This is a genomic window from Streptomyces sp. NPDC052023 (genome assembly GCF_044548465.1).
In the GTDB taxonomy this organism is placed as follows: Bacteria; Actinomycetota; Actinomycetes; order Streptomycetales; family Streptomycetaceae; genus Streptomyces.
The window spans coordinates 29,869-45,221 of sequence record NZ_JBIUBW010000022.1 but is presented as its reverse complement, the minus strand read 5'-3'; the positions used below and the strand labels follow the sequence as shown (position 1 = coordinate 45,221).

The 15,353-nt window shown below is 71.1% G+C and carries 15 protein-coding genes; 7 read left to right on the top strand and 8 right to left on the bottom strand.

Annotation, left to right across the window (positions count from 1 at the left end):
- Window positions 1-37 precede the first annotated feature (37 nt).
- Complete coding sequence (locus ACIHCM_RS31600; protein ID WP_399903392.1) at window positions 38-601, top strand: carboxymuconolactone decarboxylase family protein; 564 nt, start codon at window positions 38-40, stop codon at window positions 599-601.
- A gap of 70 nt (window positions 602-671) precedes the next feature.
- Here ACIHCM_RS31600 and ACIHCM_RS31595 read toward each other — a convergent pair whose 3' ends face one another.
- The 3 genes from ACIHCM_RS31595 to ACIHCM_RS31585 all read right to left on the bottom strand — a co-directional run bounded on the left by ACIHCM_RS31595 (window position 672) and on the right by ACIHCM_RS31585 (window position 4,073).
- Window positions 672-2,159, bottom strand: coding sequence for a glutamate synthase subunit beta (locus ACIHCM_RS31595; protein ID WP_399903389.1), 1,488 nt, complete (start codon window positions 2,157-2,159; stop codon window positions 672-674).
- Window positions 2,160-2,266: 107 nt separating this feature from the next.
- Window positions 2,267-2,746, bottom strand: a complete 480-nt coding sequence (locus ACIHCM_RS31590; RefSeq protein WP_399903386.1) for a DUF1772 domain-containing protein — start codon at window positions 2,744-2,746, stop codon at window positions 2,267-2,269.
- Between the two features lie 592 nt (window positions 2,747-3,338).
- A complete protein-coding gene (locus ACIHCM_RS31585; RefSeq protein WP_399903383.1) occupies window positions 3,339-4,073 on the bottom strand; it encodes a DUF2293 domain-containing protein in 735 nt (244 codons plus the stop codon).
- Between the two features lie 101 nt (window positions 4,074-4,174).
- Between ACIHCM_RS31585 and ACIHCM_RS31580 the strand changes: the two genes are divergently transcribed.
- Both ACIHCM_RS31580 and ACIHCM_RS31575 read left to right on the top strand, forming a co-directional pair.
- The gene (locus ACIHCM_RS31580) at window positions 4,175-4,807 is read left to right on the top strand and encodes a uridine kinase (RefSeq protein ID WP_399903380.1); all 633 of its coding nucleotides are present in this window, start codon (window positions 4,175-4,177) and stop codon (window positions 4,805-4,807) included.
- Between the two features lie 160 nt (window positions 4,808-4,967).
- A complete protein-coding gene (locus ACIHCM_RS31575) occupies window positions 4,968-5,396 on the top strand; it encodes a CBS domain-containing protein (RefSeq protein ID WP_399903377.1) in 429 nt (142 codons plus the stop codon).
- A 30-nt stretch (window positions 5,397-5,426) separates the two neighbouring features.
- Here ACIHCM_RS31575 and ACIHCM_RS31570 read toward each other — a convergent pair whose 3' ends face one another.
- Entirely contained in the window at window positions 5,427-6,554 is a 1,128-nt protein-coding gene (locus ACIHCM_RS31570) for a magnesium and cobalt transport protein CorA (RefSeq protein WP_399903374.1), read from the bottom strand.
- 311 nt (window positions 6,555-6,865) lie between these two features.
- Here ACIHCM_RS31570 and ACIHCM_RS31565 point away from each other — a divergent pair, with 311 nt between their 5' ends.
- Entirely contained in the window at window positions 6,866-7,660 is a 795-nt protein-coding gene (locus ACIHCM_RS31565; RefSeq protein WP_399903371.1) for a methyltransferase domain-containing protein, read from the top strand.
- 311 nt (window positions 7,661-7,971) lie between these two features.
- Here the strand turns inward: ACIHCM_RS31565 and ACIHCM_RS31560 are convergent, their stop codons facing one another.
- Both ACIHCM_RS31560 and ACIHCM_RS31555 read right to left on the bottom strand, forming a co-directional pair.
- On the bottom strand, window positions 7,972-8,940 hold the full coding sequence (locus ACIHCM_RS31560; RefSeq protein ID WP_399903368.1) for a carbohydrate kinase family protein: 969 nt from the start codon (window positions 8,938-8,940) through the stop codon (window positions 7,972-7,974).
- Complete coding sequence (locus ACIHCM_RS31555) at window positions 8,937-9,845, bottom strand: pseudouridine-5'-phosphate glycosidase (protein WP_399903365.1); 909 nt, start codon at window positions 9,843-9,845, stop codon at window positions 8,937-8,939. The genes ACIHCM_RS31560 and ACIHCM_RS31555 overlap by 4 nt, the downstream gene beginning before the upstream one ends.
- 99 nt (window positions 9,846-9,944) lie before the next feature.
- On the opposite strand from ACIHCM_RS31555, the gene ACIHCM_RS31550 reads away from it, so the two are divergent.
- The gene (locus ACIHCM_RS31550; protein ID WP_399903362.1) at window positions 9,945-10,373 is read left to right on the top strand and encodes a VOC family protein; all 429 of its coding nucleotides are present in this window, start codon (window positions 9,945-9,947) and stop codon (window positions 10,371-10,373) included.
- 81 nt (window positions 10,374-10,454) lie between these two features.
- On the opposite strand, the gene ACIHCM_RS31545 is transcribed toward ACIHCM_RS31550, so the two are convergent.
- Both ACIHCM_RS31545 and ACIHCM_RS31540 read right to left on the bottom strand, forming a co-directional pair.
- On the bottom strand, window positions 10,455-11,009 hold the full coding sequence (locus tag ACIHCM_RS31545) for a methylated-DNA--[protein]-cysteine S-methyltransferase (protein WP_399903360.1): 555 nt from the start codon (window positions 11,007-11,009) through the stop codon (window positions 10,455-10,457).
- 55 nt (window positions 11,010-11,064) lie between these two features.
- Window positions 11,065-11,943 (bottom strand): glycerophosphodiester phosphodiesterase, encoded by an 879-nt coding sequence (locus ACIHCM_RS31540; protein WP_399903357.1) that lies wholly within the window; start codon window positions 11,941-11,943, stop codon window positions 11,065-11,067.
- 282 nt (window positions 11,944-12,225) lie between these two features.
- Between ACIHCM_RS31540 and ACIHCM_RS31535 the strand changes: the two genes are divergently transcribed.
- Together ACIHCM_RS31535 and uvrB are read left to right on the top strand one after the other, a co-directional pair.
- The gene (locus ACIHCM_RS31535) at window positions 12,226-13,086 is read left to right on the top strand and encodes an MHYT domain-containing protein (protein ID WP_399903355.1); all 861 of its coding nucleotides are present in this window, start codon (window positions 12,226-12,228) and stop codon (window positions 13,084-13,086) included.
- A gap of 40 nt (window positions 13,087-13,126) precedes the next feature.
- Window positions 13,127-15,277, top strand: a complete 2,151-nt coding sequence (gene uvrB / locus ACIHCM_RS31530) for an excinuclease ABC subunit UvrB (RefSeq protein WP_399903352.1) — start codon at window positions 13,127-13,129, stop codon at window positions 15,275-15,277.
- The last annotated feature ends 76 nt before the right edge of the window (window positions 15,278-15,353 follow it).

The window sequence follows — 15,353 nt, the reverse complement described above, 5'->3', positions numbered from 1 at the left end:
CCTACAGCCGGTCTTTGCGGACCGTAGGTTGAAGGACATGACGACGAACACGATCCACGCGACGGACGCGACGAGCACGATCCACATGACGAACGCGACGAACGCGATGAATGCGATGAACCCGGCGAACGTGGCGGACACGATCCACGTCAAGCGGCTCGACTTCGCCAAGGCGGCCCCGAAGGCCTTCCGCGCCCTCATCGGCTTCGACGCGGCGGCTCGCGGGGGCCTCGACCCGGCCCTCGTCGAGCTCATCCAGATCCGCTCCTCGCACCTCAACCACTGCGCGTACTGCCTCCACATGCACACCAACGACGCCCGTAAGGCCGGCGAGAGCGAGGACCGGCTGCACATGGTCGCCGTCTGGCGCGAGGCTCGCCACTTCTTCACGCCGAAGGAGCAGGCCGCCCTGGCGCTCACCGAGGCCCTCACCCTGGTCGCCGACGCCGGTGTCCCCGACGACGTCTACGCCGAGGCCGCGGCCCGGTTCGAGGACGACGAGCTGGGCCAGGTCATCGCCCTGATCTGCGCGATCAACACGTGGAACCGGGTGGCGCTGGCCACGGCCAAGGTGGCGGGGACGGACGAACGCCGTCGCTGAACGTCCCGAATGGTCGCTGACCGTGCCGACTGCGAGGGCCACGGTCCTCGCAGGGCCGCCGAGGGCCCTCTCACACCGCCATGGGCCGGTCGTACGGCCCGATGGGGGCGGGCAGTTCGGAACTGCCCGTCAGATGGCGGTCGACCGCGGCCGCGACCGCCCGCCCCTCCGCGATCGCCCACACGATGAGCGACTGACCCCGCGCCGCGTCCCCGGCCGCGAACACACCGGGCACGTTGGTCGCGAACCCGGCGTCCCGCGCGATCGTGCCGCGCGGTTGCAACTGCAGCCCCAATTGGTCGATGAGCCCGTCCTCCCGGCCGGGCCCGGAGAAGCCGAGCGCGAGCAGCACCATGTCGACGGGCAGTACGCGCTCGGTGCCGGACACCGGCTGCCGCTGGGCATCCACCTCCACGAGGTGCAGGGACCGTACGTGCCCCCGGGCGTCGCCGAAGAAGCGCAGCGTCGACGCCGCGAACAACCGTGCGTCCGCGTCCGCCGCCGGGGCGGTCCGCAGATCACGCGCCTCCTCGTGCGCCGCCGACAACCGGTAGATCTTCGGGTACGTCGGCCAGGGCTCCGCATCGTCGTCCCGGTCGGCACCCGGCTGGGCGTAGATGTCCAGCTGCGTCACCGATGCCGCACCCTGCCGCACCGCCGTGCCCAGACAGTCCGCGCCCGTGTCACCGCCTCCGACGATCACCACTTGCTTGCCCGCCGCGGACAACGGCGAGGTTTCCAGGTCGCCCTCGCAGACCCGGTTGGCCAGCGGCAGATACTCCATCGCCTGATGCACGCCGGCCAGCTCCCGTCCCGGAACGGCGAGTTCCCGCCAGGCCGTCGCACCGGTCGCGATCACCATGGCGTCGTACCGCGACCGCAGCTCCACCGCCCCGATGTCCCGCCCGACCGCCGTCGACGTACGGAACCTGGTCCCTTCGGCCCGCATCTGCTCCAGCCGCCGCTCCAGATGGTGCTTCTCCATCTTGAACGCGGGGATGCCGTAGCGCATCAGCCCGCCGATCCGGTCGTCCCTCTCATAGACGGCGACGGTGTGCCCCGCCCGCGTCAGCTGCTGTGCCGCCGCCAGCCCCGTGGGGCCGGAGCCGATCACCGCGACCGTCCGCCCGCTCAGCCGGTCCGGCGGACTCGGCCGCGCGAAGCCCTCTTCCCAGGCCATGTCGGCGATCGCGCACTCGACGTTCTTGATGGTGACCGCGGGCTGGTTGATGGCGAGCACACACCCCGCCTCGCACGGCGCCGGGCACAACCGTCCCGTGAACTCGGGGAAGTTGTTCGTGGCGTGCAGCCGGTCGCTCGCCGCCCGCCAGTCGTCCCGGGAGACCAGGTCGTTCCACTCCGGGATCAGATTGCCCAGGGGACACGCGTCGTGGCAGAACGGAATGCCGCAGTCCATGCACCGGTCCGCCTGCTGGTTGATGATCGGAAGCAGCGCCCCCGGGACATAGACCTCGTCCCAGTCCCGCGCCCGCTCCTCGACCGGCCGCCGGGGCCATTCCTGGCGGGGAGTGGTCATGAAACCCTTGGGATCGGCCATGGCCGGCTGTCCTTGCATCGGGGTACGACGGGCCGTACGTCATCGGCGGCACCCTTTTGGACACGATACGTCCCGTCGGCCGGCTACGCAGAGCCCCCGTCGAAGGCTCATACGAGCGCAAGCACGTACGCGATCATCGCGCCGGTCGCGGCTACCGTCCGGACGTGGTTCCACGCCGTCCACTCGCGTAGGTACGTGGGCCAGTACGCGGCAGCCTCCGCGGTGCCCGCCTCCACCTTCACCAGCGCGTTGTTGCGCGGCACGTTCGCGAGCACGGTCACCCCGAAGCACCCGAACAGATACAGCGCGCTGCCCAGCAGCAGCGCCACCGCCCCCCGGTCCCGCCAGAGCACGAAGGTCACCACCGCGATCACCGCGCTGACCAGCGTCGACCCCAGGAACACGAACATGAAGGCCGGTCGCAGCGCCGTCACATTGATCGCCTTCATCGCGGCGACGCCCTGCGCGGGCGGCAGTGCGGCGAGCCCCTGCATCACGAACGTCGAGAAGCCGCAGAACACCCCCGCCACGAGCCCAGCCCCGACCAGTCCCACGACCGTCAGTACGAAGTACGGCCCGTCGATCACGTCACCCACTCCTCAGCACGTCCATGCCACCGGGCCCCGACCGCCACAGCGGTCGTCCCCGCTCCCCACCAGTGAATCCCGGCAGATCAGCCGGGACCATTCCCCATCGCCGCAGTCGCATACGCAAGCGTCCAGGCGCGAGCCCCCGCCCGGGACGCCCCCGCTTGCGCCCCGCCACCGGCTGGTCCAGCAGCCGATTCCCGTCACCTGAGAGGCCGGTCCCGTCAGCCGGCGGTGCGGGGCCGGTCCCGTGAGCCGGCGGTGCGGGGCCGGTCCCGTGAGCCGGCGGTGCGGGGCCGAGTGCCGTTGTCCGGCGATGCGGGCTGAGCCCCCTCGCCCGCTGGTCCGGGAGCCGACTCCCGTGCCCCGTGAGGCCGGTCCCGTGAGCCGGCGCCGTTGCGGAGCCGAGCCCCGTCATCCGACGGAGCCGAGCCCCGTGCCCCGTGAGGCCGGTCCCGTGAGCCGACGCCATTGCGGAGCCGAGCCCCGTCATCCGACGGAGCCGACTCCCGTGCCCCGTGAGGCCGGTGCCGTCAGCCGGCGGCGGTGCGGGGCAGAGCCCTGTTGTCCGGCGATGGGAGGCCGAGCCCCGTCATCCGACGGAGCCGAGTGCCGCCCGCCGCCACTGACTGAGCACCGTCTCCACGGTCGCCGCGATCCTGCGCCGCGCCTCGTATCGGTGCACTCCGCTCATCAGCAGCTGGTCGTACGGCGTGTCCACATGCCGCACGGCCGCCACCACCGCCGACGTCACGGCCCCCTCCGTCAGCGCCCGCCCGGCCGCCGACCGCCCCACGCGGCCGCTGCCCCGCAGGGACGCGTACCCCGCGATCTCCCGCGCCCGCTCCGGCGGGCACCCCGGAAACAGCCGCAGGATCTCCGCCGCGAACGCCTCCGCGAAGTGGGCGTCCTCCACCGCCCTGCGCCGTGCGTCCCGCGCCCGGCGCCGACGGCGGGCCTCCGCGTCGGCCAGGCACCGTTGCTCGGCCCGGGCGAGCCCCGCCTCCTCGACGAGGACGCCCTGCCGCTCGTAACGGCTTCTGCGCCGGTTGAACCGCACGACCACCACCGACAGCGAGCTCTCCTCCCGGGCCCTGCGCGTCAGCGCAGTGTCGCCGCGCGGCAGGAACACCAGATGCCCGAGATCGCCACAGTGCAGGCACCGTGGCACCCCCTCCTCCATGACGAGCAACGACAGCGGCCCGCGCCGGCACTGGGCGCAGCGCTTCTTCTTCGGAGACTGGATGACAACGGGAGCGGTACCGGAGCCGGTGAGGGGTCTGATCCCGCCTCCGCCGGCGGACGATGAAGTCACACGCACTGCCATGTCCGCTTCATTCCCGCGACCCCCCGGCCTCCACGCCTCGGTCCCGGACTCCTCACGGCGGCCATGCCCGCCACCACCCCCGCATCCGTAATCATGGTCAGGTGCGACTCGAAGCGATCACCTGGGACCGGCTCGTCGACCGCATCGCCGAACGCCTGCTCGACCTCAAGCCGGCCGACGGCAGCCCTTGGCCTCGCATCGCCTTCGACGGCGCACCCGCGGCCGACCCGGGGGAACTGGCCGCGCGTGTCCACGAGGCCCTGCGCACGCGAGGCCGCCCCTCGCTCGCCGTCGGCACGGAGGGCTTCCTGCGCCCGGCCTCGCTCCGCCTGGAGCACGGGCACCAGGATGTGGACGCCTACTACGACGGCTGGTTCGACACCGGCGCCCTGTGGCGTGAGGTGTTCGGTCCTCTCGAACCAGGCGGCGACGGGGGCGTCCTGCCCGACCTCCTGGACCCGGTGACCGACCGCGCCACCCGCAGCCCCTACGTCCAACTCCCGCCCGGCGGCATCCTGCTGCTGCACGGCCCGCTCCTGCTGCGCCACTGGTTCCCCTTCGACCTCACCGTTCATCTCCTCCTCTCCCCAGGCGCACTGCGCCGCCGAACCCCCGAGGCCGACCACTGGACCCTCCCCGCCTTCGAGCGCTACGCGCACGAGACCGACCCGGCAGGCACCGCCGACATCCTCGTGCGTGCCGACGACCCGCGCCGCCCGGCCTGGAGCGGATGACGGGACTCCCAGGACCGGAGTCCGCGACCGCTCGCGAGATCGCGCGTGCTCGGCCCGACCGCCCCGGGTGCGTGCGCCCGGCGGCCCGACGAGAATGAAGGCGCCGGGACTAGCGGTGTGTCCCGCGCCGCGCCGGCCGTCCGGCACCGGGAGGTACTCCATGACCACTGCCGGAGAGATCATGCACCGGGGTGCCCAGTGGATCCCCGCTCACGAGACCCTGGACCGCGCCGCCCAGCTGATGCGTGAGCTCAACGTCGGGGCCCTGCCCATCAGCGACGAGAACGAGCGGCTCTGCGGCATCCTCACCGACCGCGACATCGTCGTCGGCTGTGTCGCCATGGGACGCGACCCCTCCAAGATCACCGCGGGCGACATGGCCCAGGGCACACCGCGCTGGATCGACGCGAGCGCCGATGTCGGCGAGGTGCTCCAGGAGATGGAGGACCACCAGATCCGCCGGCTTCCCGTCATCGAGAACAAGCGCCTGGTCGGCATGATCAGCGAGGCCGACCTCGCCCAGCACCTGACGGAGGACCAGATCGCCTACTGGGCCGAGCGGGTCTACGCCAGGAGCGCGAGCCGCTGACCGCCGGCCTGCCTCACCCGCCTCCCGCGGTCACAGCCAGCCATTGCGCCGGAAGCCGCGGTACAGGGCCAGGCAGGCCACCGATATGACGCCGATGACCATGCCGTAGCCGTACTTCCAGTGCAGCTCCGGCATGTGGTCGAAGTTCATGCCGTACACCCCGCAGACCATCGTGGGTACGGCGACGATCGCGGCCCACGCCGTGATCTTCCGCATGTCCTCGTTCTGCGCGACCGTGACCTGGGCGAGATGGGCCTGCAGGATGGAGTTGAGCAGCTCGTCGAACCCGGCGATCTGTTCCGTCGCACGCATCAGGTGGTCGGAAACGTCGCGGAAGTAGGCCTGTATCTCCGGCTCGACCACCCGCATCGGCCGGCCCGAGAGGTCCAGCAGTGGCCGGCCGAGCGGCACCACGGCCCGCTTCAGCTCCAGCAGTTCCCGCTTGAGCTGGTAGATGCGGCCCGGATCCGCACGTGCGCCGTTCTCCGCGAAGACGTCCGTCTCGACCTGCTCGATGTCCGCCTGCACCGCGTCGATGACGTTCAGATAGTCGTCCACGACGTGGTCCGCGACGGCATGCAGCACCGCGGAGGGGCCCTTCGTGAGCTGATGGGGGTCTGCCTCCAGCTCCTCGCGCAGCGGCCCCAGCGAGCCGTGCCGGCCGTGCCGCACGGTGATGACGAAGTCCTGGCCGACGAACACCATGATCTCGCCGGTGTTCACCACCTCGCTGGACGCCGTGAGTTCCTCGTGCTCGACGTAGCAGACCGTTTTGAACACCGCGAACAGCGTCTCGTCGTACCGCTCCACCTTCGGGCGCTGGTGGGCCTCGATGGCGTCCTCGACCGCCAGCGGGTGCAGGTCGAAGAGCTCCGCGATGCCCGCGAACTCCCGGTCGGTCGGCTCGTGCAGGCCGAGCCATACGAAACCCGTCCCGCTCTTGCGTACCCGGTCCACCGTGTCGACCAGGTCACCGCCGCGGGGAAGCCGGGTGCCCTCCTCGTAGGCCACGCAGTTGACCACCGAGGAGCCCAGCGGGGAACGCGCGGGATGGCTCAGGTCGACCTTCCGGCGCCTCCTCGCCAGCCGCGCGACCTTGCGGAGGCCGCCGACCCTGCCGAGGCCCGTGACCTTCCGCAGATTCCCTGCCATGGACATCTGGATCTCCTTGCGTGGACCCTCTTGCGCCGCATTTCCGCGCCTGTCGCGTCAGTGTGCCAGGACCGCGTGAGCAGCGGGTAAGCCTGGGGAAACCACCGATTCCGGTTGGTTCCCGGCTGTGGATGACGGGAGTTGACCTCCCCACGGTGGATCTTTGCGGTGGACCCCCGGCGTAGGCCAGGCGCTTCCGGCGTTGCGTTCCAGGCGGTGTGTTCTGGGCGGTGCCTTGTAGACCACACGTCGCATCGACACGTCGTATCGGAGCGTCACGCACTTCGGACAAGTAGGACAAGTGGGATGATCGGGCTATGACGCTAACCGAGAACAGCTATCGGCCCGACAGCCGTCAGTCCCGGGTGGTCTCGTTCTCCGACGCCTTCGCCGCTCTCTTCGACCCCACGACGCTCCGGCACTTCGAAGCGCTCGGCGTCGGGCCCGGCTGGCGCTGCTGGGAGGTCGCGGGCGGCTCCTCCGTGGAGTCCTGGCTGGCCAAGAAGGTCGGCCCGACCGGCAAGGTCGTCGTGACCGACACCGACAGCTCGTGGGCCTCGGGGCCGTCACGCTCGCCGGTCGAGCGGCGCGTGCACGACGTGGGCGCGCAGGATCCGCCGGGGGAGGGGTTCGACCTGGTGCACGCCCGGCTCGCCCTCGTCCATGTGCCCGAGCGTGAGCGGGCGTTGCGGTCGATGGTGAAGGCGCTGCGACCCGGTGGCCGCCTCCTGGTCGAGGACACCGACCTCACCCTGCAGCCCCTCACCTGCCCCGACGAGTACGGCCCCGAGCAGCAGCTGGCGAACCGGATGCGGCACGGCCTGCGCCGGCTCCTCGCCGGGCAGGGCGCCGACCTCGCCCACGGCCGCAGGCTGCCGCGTCTGCTCCGCGAGTCCGGCCTGGTCCGCGTCGAGGCCGACGCGTACTTCCCGGTCTCGTCGCCTGCCTGCGCAGCGCTCGAGGCGGCGACGATCCGTCAGGTACGCGGCGACCTCGTCGCCGGCAACTTCGCCACCGACCAGGACGTCGAGCAGCATCTGACGAACATCGCGTCCGGGACGATGGATCTGGCGGCCGCTCCGATGATTTCGGCTTGGGGGCGTAAGCCGTGAGCCGTAGGCGGTAACCGGTGGGGGAAAGCCGTAGGCCGTCGGGTGCGCGGTACGGGCTCGGGCCCTGGCCGCCCCACTTCCACAGCGCCTGGACCGCCCGTGACGTCGTCACGGGGCCGGGTGCGGGGCGCGCCCCTCTCGGTCCGGGCGGCGGAAAGAAGTGCCTGCAACGCGCCGTAGCCGCGTGCCCGTAGCCGCGTGCCCGTGGCCGACAGCCGGATCTTTGGGCGGGAGACGTGAGGCGGCGTCAGACGCCGGGCAGGCCGATCTCCGTGCCCGGCACGCCCCGGCTGAGGCAGGCCGGTTCCAGCTCAGCTGCCGTCGGCGCCGGCGCGCAGCGTTTGGTCACCGAGCACCCGCCCCGCGGGAGGCCTCCCGCCCACCCGTTCCACCGCCCGCGCTCCCGCCGCGCACCCCTCCGCCGCCGCGGCCTGCGGCTCGGCGCCCGCGACCAGGGCGGCCAGGAACGCCCCGGTGAAGGCGTCACCGGCGCCTGTGGTGTCCCGGGGGGTGACCGGTACGGCGGGAACCTGTGCGACCACGGTGCCGGACCGGGCCACCAGTGCACCGTCCGCTCCCTGCTTGGCCACCACCAGCGGGACGTGGCGGCTCAGCTTCGCCGCCGCGTCGGCCGGTTCCGGCAACCCGGTGAGCAGGCAGGCCTCGTCCCTGCTGGGCAGCAGCACCTCCACACCGTCGGCAAGCGCGAGGAAACGGTCCACCCCCAGCTCCACGAGGAACCCGGCCGAGGCCGGATCCATGCTCACCGGTACCCCACGCGCGCGTGCGGCCGCCAGGGCCACTGCCACCAGCGCGCGGCCCGATGCGGAGAAGAGCAGGTAGCCGGACAGGTGCAGCCACGCCACGCCGTCCAGCAGGGCGTCCGACCAGTCCCCGGGATCGAGCCGCAACGAGGCGCCGCTGTCGGTGAGGAACGTCCGCTCGGCCGCGTCGCCCGTGTCCACCAGGCAGATCACCGTCCCGGTCCGCGCCTGCTGGTCGACGACCAGCTGGGCACGGACGCCCGCCGCGGTCAGGGCCCGCTCGTGCCACGCCGCGGAGTCCGAGCCGACCCGGCCCAGCAGCCGTACGTCCGCGCACCCCCAATGGGCCGCCCAGCAGGCGACATTGGCACCGGCACCACCGGGCAGGGTCCGGATCACGGCAGCTGTGTCCGTGCCGCCCGCCAGCGGCCCCCGGTGCCGGGCGACGATGTCCGTCACCACGTCCCCGGCGATCAGCAGCGCGCCCCTGCGCGCGCCGGGCCCGGGCCCGCTCACGCCGCGGCCCAGGCCGCCGCGATCCGTGCCGCCAGCCGTACGTTGCCGCGCACCGCTGCCAGGTTGGCGCTCAGGGAGGCACCGTCGGTGTGCCGCACCAGATGGTCGAGCAGGAACGGCGTGACGGCCTGCCCGCTGATGCCCTCCGCCTCGCACGCGTGCAGCGCGTCGGCCAGCACGCGTGCGTGCAGGCCGGGATCCAGCTGCTGCGCCTCCGGTACCGGGTTGGCCACGATCAGCGCCGACTCCGGCCCGCCGAGCGCGTCCTGCGCCCGCATCACGTCGGCCACCTGCTCCGGGCTGTCCAGCGTCCAGTCCACGGGGTGCCCGGAGTCCGACAGATAGAAGCCCGGGAAGCGTTCCGTGCGGTACCCGGCCACCGTCACGCCCAGCGTCTCCAGCCGTTGGAGCGTCGCCGGTACGTCCAGGATCGACTTCACGCCCGCGCACACCACGGTGATCCGCGTACGCGCCAGCAGGCCCAGGTCGGCGGACTCGTCCTGCGTCTGCGTCCACTGCCGGTGCACCCCGCCGAGCCCGCCCGTAGCGAACACCCGCACGCCCGCCAGCGCCGCCAGCAGCGCGGTCGCGGAGACCGTGGTCGCTCCGCTCGCCCCGGCGGCCACTGCCGGCGGCAGATCCCGATGGCCCAGTTTGCGGATGCCGTCCTCGTTCGCGATCCGCTCCAGCTGCTCCTTGTCCAGGCCGGCCCGGGGCCGCCCGTCCAGCACGGCGATCGTGGCCGGTACGGCGCCCTCCTGCCGTACCGCCTCCTCCAGTTCCAGCGCCACCTGCAGGTTGCGGGGCCGCGGCAGCCCGTGCGCGATGATCGTGGACTCCAGCGCCACCACGGGCCGGCCCGCGTGGACCGCCTCCCGTACCTCCTCGGACACCATCAGCGTCACGCGCCTGCCTCCTGTCTGTTCGGTCTTCCCTCATCTCTGGCGGGCGGCGCGTCCCGTCAAACCCTTGCGGCCGGGACGGGACGACACCAGTGTGGGGGCATGACGGACAACAGAACACGTCTCGACCACCTCGTCCTCTGGGTACGCGATCCGGTCGCCGCCGCCGACTTCTACGAGAAGGCGGTCGGCCTGGAGCCGGTCAGGCTCACCGAGTTCGCCGCGGGACAGGTGCCCTTCCCCTCGGTGCGGGTCAACGACGAGACGATCATCGACCTGATGCCCGTGTCCTCGGCGGAGCGCATGACGATGCTCCCCGGCGCGGCGGACAGCTCGGGACATCCCGTCAACCACGTCTGTCTCGCCCTGCCCGAGGACGACTTCGACGATCTGCGCGACCGCCTTCAGGAACGCTCGGTCCCCGTGACGGACATCGGGCACGACTCCTTCGGCGCCCGGGGCAACGCCCGGCGCAACTTCTACTTCCGTGACCCGGACGGCAACCTCTTCGAGGCACGCCACTACGCCTGAGAGGTACCCCACCAGGCCTGAGAGGCATGCCACGAGCCTGGGACGCATGCCCCGCGGCCCGGGGCATGGCCCCTCCAGGTCTCAGAACAGCGGCTCGGGCAGCACGCCTTCCAGTGCCAGCAGCTTCCGCTTGGTCTCCAGGCCACCGCCGAATCCGCCGATGCCGCCGTCGCTCTCCACGACGCGGTGGCACGGCACCACCAGGGGCAGCGGATTGGCGCCCATCGCCGTTCCCACCGCTTGGGCCGCACCCGGCTGACCGACCCGGTCGGCCAGATCGCCGTACCCGACCACGGTGCCGAAGGGCACGCCCGACGTCAGCTCGCGCAGCACCTGTCTGTTGAAGCCCGAGATCAGCGACCAGTCCAGCGGCAGCTCGAAGGCCTGTCGCTCGCCCGCGAAGTAGTCCCGCAGCTGACCTGCCGCCTCGGTCAGCAGGGGGGAGCCGGGGGCCTCGACCGGCTCGGCGCCCAGCCGGGACGCCAGCCGGCCGAGCGCCTTGTCGCGCACCGGTTCGGTGGCGTGGAACACGACGTTGACCAGGCCCTCGCCGGTCGCGGCCAGCAGCAGTGGACCGATGTCACTGGCGACGACCGTCCACACGACCTGCTGCTCGTACTGCCCGTGGCTGTCCATGAGCCCACCGTACGGCCCGCCACTGACAACGCCCGCCCGCTCCGGTGCCGGAACGTCACCGCCCGCCGAGCGCGTCCCGGACCACGTCGGGCTTGTTCGTGATGACGCCGTCGACGCCGTACGCGGCGACCTTGCGGGCGGTGACCGCGTCGTCGACGGTCCAGGTGAAGACCTCCAACGGCCTGCCGTGCGCACCGGTGATCCGCTGGACGGCGGAGACGTAGGAGGCCGTCAGGGATGCGTGGGAGGGGTTGATCTGGTCGACGAAGCGCGCGTAGCCGGCCACCTGGGCCGGCGACGGCGTACCGAGGAAGCCCGTCTTCACGGCGGGCTTCAGCTCGTGCACGGTGCGCAGGCTGCCCGCGCCGAAGCTCTGCACGATCAGCCGTTCCGCCAGGTGCTGCTCGTCGAGCCACCCCTCGTTGCCGAGCACCTTCAGCGTCTGCCCCTCGATGCCGGGGTAGAGCTCCGGCTTCTTGATCTCCAGGAGGAGTTTCTGGTGATGGTGCTCGATCCGGCGCAGATACTCGGTGAGCGTCGGCACGCGCGCGCCCGCGTAGGCGGGTCCGAACCAGCTCCCCGCGTCCAGGCGCGCGATCTCGGCGGCGGTGAAGTCCTTGACCCTCCAGGGCGCCCGGCGGGGGAACACCTGCTCCACGTCGGTGGTGCGCCGCAGGGTGTCGTCGTGGACCACCACGAGCTCGCCGTCCTTGGTGCGCTGCACGTCGTTCTCGACCCACTCGATGCCCAGCTCGGCCGCCTTGTCGACGGCGGCGAGGGTGTTCTCCGGCGCGTAGGCGCAGGCGCCCCGGTGGGCCAGCACCACGGGGGTCCCGTCCCCGTCGCTGCCGGGCCCGGCGCCGTAGGCGGGGAACAGCACGGCGATACTTCCCAGCAGCGCGGTGGTCGTGACGGCAACTGCGCGCGCGTGCATGCGTACTCCTCGCGTCGAACCGGTCACGGGCAGGCCTCACCGTGACACCGAAGGGTCAACGGCAGAGGGGTACAGGATGGACACAGATTGAATGGAGTTGCCGGGACCACACACCGGTGCAGCACAACTGGGGCAGAGCCGTGTTTCTTTGCCGGAAAGTCGTTCGACCATTCCGGTGCGAGTCATACTCTCTCTGCCTCAACCCTGACCGCTCGGGCGGTCCTGGGACGGGGAGCATTTCACGGTATTCCGGGATGGAATGGGGCGGAAGGGCAGCCGCGCATGCAGGGGACGGTCGAAGGATTCAGCTACGGCCTCGTCACACCGCTGGTGGCCTACGTCATGGCCTGCCTCGGCGGTGCTCTCGGCCTGCGCTGCACCACCAGAGCCCAGCTCATGGCAGGCTCGTGGCGCCCCGGCTGGCTCGCCCTGGGCTCCCTGGCGATCGGCTCCGGCGTCTGGACCATGCATTTCATCGGGATGATGGGTTTCACGGTCCAGGAGGCCCCGCTCACGTACGACAAGCCGCTCACGTACGCCAGCCTGGGCGTCGCCATCCTGATGGTCGGCGTCGGGATCTTCATCGTCGGCTACCGCGGGGCGTCCGGCACCGCCCTGTTCACCGGCGGCACCGTCACCGGCCTCGGCATCGCGTCCATGCACTACCTGGGCATGGCGGGCCTGGAGCTGGACGGAAAGCTGGAGTACAACACGCTCACCGTCGCCGCCTCCGTCCTCATCGCCATGGTCGCGGCCACCGCAGCGCTCTGGGCGGCCGGGCAGGTCAGAGGCCTGTTGTGGAGCGTGGGCGCCAGCCTCGTGATGGGGCTCGCGGTCAGCGGCATGCATTACACGGGCATGGCGGCCCTCAAGGTCCATGTGCACGGCTCCGCCGTCCCCGCCACCGGCGACTCGCCCGCCGCGCTGCTCGCCCCCATGCTGATCGGCCCACTGGTCCTGCTGTGCCTGGCGGGTGTGGTCGTCCTGTTCGACCCGTTGATGATCATGGGCAGGCCCGCTCAGCCCCGCCCCGAGCACAAGCCCGGCGTCCCTGCCCACGTGCCCCACCAGACCCGCCGGCTCGTGCTGCGCACCCGCAGGCCGCCCGCTCGCAGCGGCTCCCGCACCCCGCAGAACCGCTGATCGGAGCCCGTTGTCAGTGCGGGGTCGTACGGTTGATGACATGCGGCCCGTTTCCAGCATCGAACGCACGGTGGCGCCCTTCGAGGTCGTCAGCCCCTACCAGCCGAACGGCGACCAGCCGACGGCCATCGCCGACCTCGCCCGGCGCATCGAAGCCGGCGAGAAGGACGTCGTGCTGCTCGGCGCGACCGGTACCGGCAAGTCCGCCACCACCGCGTGGATGATCGAGAAGCTCCAGCGCCCCACCCTGGTGATGGCCCCGAACAAGACGCTGGCCGCCCAGCTGGCGAACGAGTTCCGCGAGCTCCTGCCGAACAACGCCGTCGAGTACTTCGTCTCGTACTACGACTACTACCAGCCCGAGGCGTACGTTCCGCAGTCGGACACCTACATCGAGAAGGACTCCTCGATCAACGAGGAGGTCGAGCGCCTGCGCCACTCGGCGACCAACTCGCTGCTCACCCGCCGCGACGTCATCGTGGTCGCCTCCGTGTCCTGCATCTACGGCCTCGGTACGCCGCAGGAGTACGTCGACCGCATGGTGCCGCTGCGCGTCGGCGAAGAGATCGACCGGGACGAGCTGCTGCGCCGATTCGTCGACATCCAGTACACGCGCAACGACATGGCCTTCACCCGGGGCACCTTCCGGGTCCGCGGCGACACCATCGAGATCTTCCCGGTCTACGAGGAGCTCGCCGTCCGTATCGAGATGTTCGGCGACGAGATCGAGGCGCTGTCCACCCTGCACCCGCTCACGGGCGAGATCATCAGCGACGACCAGCAGCTGTACGTCTTCCCCGCCTCCCACTACATCGCCGGCCCCGAGCGCATGGAGCGGGCCGTCAACGACATCGAGAAGGAGCTGGGGGAGCGGCTGGGCGAGCTGGAGAAGCAGGGCAAGCTCCTGGAGGCCCAGCGCCTGCGGATGCGCACGACGTACGACATCGAGATGCTCCGCCAGATCGGCACGTGCTCGGGCGTGGAGAACTACTCGATGCACTTCGACGGCCGCCTGCCCGGCTCCGCGCCCAACACGCTGCTGGACTACTTCCCCGAGGACTTCCTGCTCGTCATCGACGAGTCGCACGTCACGGTGCCGCAGATCGGCGCCATGTACGAGGGCGACGCCTCCCGCAAGCGCACCCTCGTCGACCACGGGTTCCGGCTGCCCTCGGCCCTCGACAACCGGCCGCTGAAGTGGGAGGAGTTCCAGCAGCGCATCGGCCAGACCGTCTACCTCTCGGCCACCCCCGGGCAGTACGAGCTGTCCCGCTCCGACGGCGTCGTCGAGCAGATCATCCGGCCCACCGGCCTGGTCGACCCGGAGGTCGTGGTCAAGCCCACCGAGGGCCAGATCGACGATCTGGTGCACGAGATCCGCACGCGCGTGGAGAAGGACGAACGCGTCCTGGTCACCACGCTGACCAAGAAGATGGCCGAGGACCTCACGGACTACTTCCTGGAACTCGGCATCCACGTCCGGTACCTGCACAGCGACGTCGACACGCTGCGCCGCGTCGAGCTCCTGCGGGAACTGCGCTCCGGCGAGTTCGACGTCCTGATCGGCATCAACCTCCTCAGGGAGGGCCTCGACCTCCCCGAGGTCTCCCTGGTGGCGATCCTCGACGCCGACAAGGAGGGCTTCCTGCGCTCCGGCACCTCGCTGATCCAGACGATCGGCCGCGCGGCGCGCAACGTCTCCGGTCAGGTCCACATGTACGCCGACAAGATCACCCCGGCGATGGAGAAGGCCATCGATGAGACCAACCGCCGCCGGGAGAAGCAGATCGCGTACAACACGGCGAACGGCATCGACCCGCAGCCGCTGCGCAAGAAGATCAATGACATCGTCGCGCAGATCGCGCGCGAGGACGTCGACACCGAGCAACTGCTCGGCACGGGCTACCGCCAGTCCCGCAAGGACGGCCGCGGCACCAGGGCTCCCGTGCCCTCCCTCAAGGAACACGCGGTCACGGACACCAAGACGGCCAAGCGCGCCAAGGGCAAGGCCAAGGAAACCGTCCCGACCGATCGCCCGGCCGCGGAACTCTCCGGGCAGATCGAGGAGCTGACGGAGCGCATGCGCGCCGCCGCCGCCGACCTGCAGTTCGAGATCGCGGCGCGGCTGCGCGACGAGGTGTCCGAGATGAAGAAGGAACTGCGTCAGATGAAGGAGGCCGGCCTGGCCTGACGGGCCGGCGGGACCGCTGAGACCACCCCGGGACTGCGCTGTGTTGCAAGACCGACACAAAGTGCGGTCCGGAGTA